The sequence below is a fragment of the Actinoalloteichus spitiensis RMV-1378 genome (genome assembly GCF_000239155.1).
Classification (GTDB): domain Bacteria; phylum Actinomycetota; class Actinomycetes; order Mycobacteriales; family Pseudonocardiaceae; genus Actinoalloteichus_B; species Actinoalloteichus_B spitiensis.
This window is the reverse complement of the sequence record NZ_AGVX02000698.1, coordinates 1-3166: the sequence shown is the minus strand read 5'-3', so window position 1 is coordinate 3166 and position 3166 is coordinate 1. Positions and strand designations below refer to the sequence as shown.

Below are 3166 nucleotides of genomic sequence, written 5' to 3'. Positions count from 1 at the left end.
CGGTGCCGGGTGGAAGGCGCCGGTTCGGGGCCGGTTCGGGACAGGGAGGCCCGGGCGGCGGGGGGTGGCGACTGCCGCTCGGCTTCCGGCGCCGGGAGGACGCCGCCCGCGTGCTCCTGGGCGGGGTCGGCGACCTCGGAGGTGGCCGACCCCGGAAACCGTGTGCTCAACCCGAGGTCCTCGGGAGCCGGCGGTGCCAGGTGCGGTCGCTGACCGTCTCGCCGTCGGCGACGGCGGTGACCCGGCTCTCCAGGACGAACTCCTCCGCCGTGGCCCGCAGCTCCGACCGGGTGTCGACCTGGACGTCCCAGCCCTCCCGCCGCAACCGGATGGTCCACGTCGAGGTGGCGGAGGCCGACAGGGGGTCGTCCGCCCGGATGCGGTAGGTCTCCAGGGCGCTCTCCGAGTACTCCATCCCGTCGGGGAACGTCCGCGAACCTCCGTAGTTGGGGTCCACCTGGAGGGTCCACTCCCCGGTGGCGACGTCGTGGCGGACGATGCGCTCCGGTCGGTCCGGGGTGGAGCCGGACCGCACGGGCAGCGGTGGGGCCTGCTCCGGCTCCTCGAACTCGATCGGGTCGGCCCCCGCGTCGGCGGCCGGGTCCCGCACCGGCAGCAGCAGCGCGCTGTCCTGGGCGCGCACCCGGAGCACCGGGCTGGTGGGCTGGGGCCACACCCACGGCCAGTACGCGGTGGACACCGCGACCCGCAGGCGGTGCTCGGCGGGGACGGCGTACCCGGTGGCGGTCAGCTCGATCTCCACGTCCTCCTTGGTCCCGGGGCGCCAGGGCACCGCCCGGTCCCGGCCGTCCCGGCTCGCCAGGTTCAGCACGCCCCGGCTGATCAGGGTGGAGGACCCGTCGGGGGCGACGTCGCAGAGCCGGACGATGACGTTGGCCCGGGTGACGTCGCAGTCCATGCGGAGCCGCACCCGGGCCCGCCCGAGGATCTCCAGCCGCTCGGTCAGGGGGGCCGAGTCGAAACAGGTCGACCGCCCGTCCTCCTCCCGCTGGTCGGGGGGCAGGTCGGTGGCGTTGCCGAACGGGAAGTAGCGGCCGGCGTCCACCCCGGTGTGCTGCGGGCTGGAGATGACCACCCGTCCGTCGCCCATGGTGGCCGGTCCCCGCAGGTCCCCGGCGAAGGGGCGGGTCTGCCAGCTCACCGAGGGGGAGGGCCAGCTCGGGTCGCCGACCCACCGGCCCGGCCGCTCCGGGTAACTGGTCCGCGGCGGGACGGGCTCCTGCATCCAGGTGCGCAGCGGCGGCGTGTCCATCACGCCGTTGTCCTCGCCCTTGAGCCAGTGGTCCCACCACCGCAGGGTCTCCTGGAGGAACCCGATGGCGGGGCCCGGCGGCAGTTCGATGTCCGGGTAGCGGTGCGCCCAGGGGCCGATGATGCCGCGCACGGGGGCGTCGAGGTGTTCGACGAGGCGGAGCACCGTATCGCGGTAGGGGTCCGCCCAGCCGCCGACGGCGAGGACGGCGGCGTCGATGGCCGAGTAGTCCTCGCACACGCTGCCGTGCCGCCAGTAGTCGTCCCGCTGCTGGTGGGCCAGCCAGGTGTGGAGGAACGGCTCCAGCGCGTCGAGCCGTTCCCGCCACATCGGCAGCCACCGGTCCCCGACGGCGGCCGGGTCCGGCGGGCGGGAGGTGAAGGCCAACATCGTGCCCGCCCACGCCAGCATGTCGATGCCGAGCACCGCGCCGCCGATGTAGTGCACGTCGTTGTCGTAGCGGTCGTCGGTGGAGCAGACGGTCACGACGGCCTTGAGCGGTTCGGGACGCAGCGCCGCCACCTGGAGGGAGTTGAAGCCACCCCAGGAGATGCCGAACATGCCGACCCGACCGGTCGACCAGGGCTGCTCGGCCAGCCAGTGGACGACGTCGACGCCGTCGGCGAGTTCCTGTTCGGAGTACTCGTCCCGCATCACGCCCTCGGAGTTGCCGCTGCCCCGCAGGTCGACCCGCACCGAGGCGTAACCGTGACCGGCGTACCACGGGTGGCGCTGGGCGTCCCGGGGAGCGGTCCAGTCCCCCTTGCGGTAGGGCAGGTACTCCAGCAGCGCCGGAACCGGCCGGTCGACCGCGTCGACGGGACGCCAGACGCGGGCGTGCAACCGCGTGCCGTCCCGCATCGGGATCCAGGTGTCCTCGACCTCGACGTCACGGGCGAACTTCTCGCGGTATCTCACCGGTCCTCCTTGCCGACCTCCCGCCACCGCCGGATTCGGTGGCCTGCCCCTAGTTCTTCCCACACCGACCCATCGGCCGCGTCATCGGCCCACTGGACGGGTGGTCCGTCCCGGTCCCCGGCCCGTCGGCGGGCCGCGATCGGGTCGGGTTCGAGCGCGGCGGCGAGCAGCGAGCTGGTGTAGGGGTGGTTGGGTCCCGCGAAGACCGCTTCGGTGGGGCCCTCCTCGACGACGACGCCGTGCCGCAGGACGACGACGCGGTCGGCGATGCCCCGCACCACGGCCAGGTCGTGGCTGATGAACAGGCAGGCCAGCCGCCGTCGCGCCCGCAGGTCGTCGAGGAGGGCGAGGATCGAGGCCTGCACGGACACGTCGAGGGCGGTGGTGATCTCGTCGGCGATCACGACGTCCGGTTCGCCCGCGAGTGCCCGGGCGATGCCGACGCGCTGCCGCTGGCCGCCGGAGAGCTGGGCCGGCAGCCGTTCGGCCAGGGCCGGGTCCAGGTGGACGTCCGCGACCAGCTCGCGGCTCCGCTCGGCCAGCTCCCGGCGGCCCCGGGCCAGGCCGAACATCCGGAGCGGGCGTCGGACCGCCTCGGCGACCCGACGGCGCGGGTTGAGCGCGGTGTCGGCGTTCTGGAAGACCAGCTGGACCCGGCGCCGCAGGTCGGTGGCGCGGCGGGCGGCGGGCTCGGTGAGGTCGTCGGCGCGCCCGTGGTCGGTGTAGCGCATCTCGCCCTCGCTCGGCGGGCGCAGCCCCGCCAGCGACCAGGCCAGGGTCGTCTTCCCGCTGCCCGACTCCCCCACCAGCGCCAGCACCTCGCCACGGCGCAGCTCCAGCGAGACACCATCGACGGCGGGGCGTGGCTCGGCGTGGCCCCGGCGGGCGCGCCGGCGCCCGTACCCGATGCGGACGTCCCGCAGCGACACGACGGGCGGCGCGTCCGGCACCGGCTGCCGCCGCCGCACGGGGCGG

The 3166-nt window shown here is 74.9% G+C and carries 2 protein-coding genes; both read right to left on the bottom strand.

Features of this window, described 5'->3' with window-relative positions; all coding sequences use genetic code 11:
• Positions 1–166: 166 nt before the first annotated feature.
• A complete protein-coding gene (locus tag ACTIDRAF_RS0224155) occupies positions 167–2191 on the bottom strand; it encodes a CocE/NonD family hydrolase (RefSeq protein ID WP_016701252.1) in 2025 nt (674 codons plus the stop codon).
• Positions 2188–3166, bottom strand: a 979-nt coding sequence (locus ACTIDRAF_RS0224150) for an ABC transporter ATP-binding protein (protein WP_016701251.1), incomplete at its 5' end; no start/stop codon positions are given. The genes ACTIDRAF_RS0224155 and ACTIDRAF_RS0224150, both read right to left, overlap by 4 nt.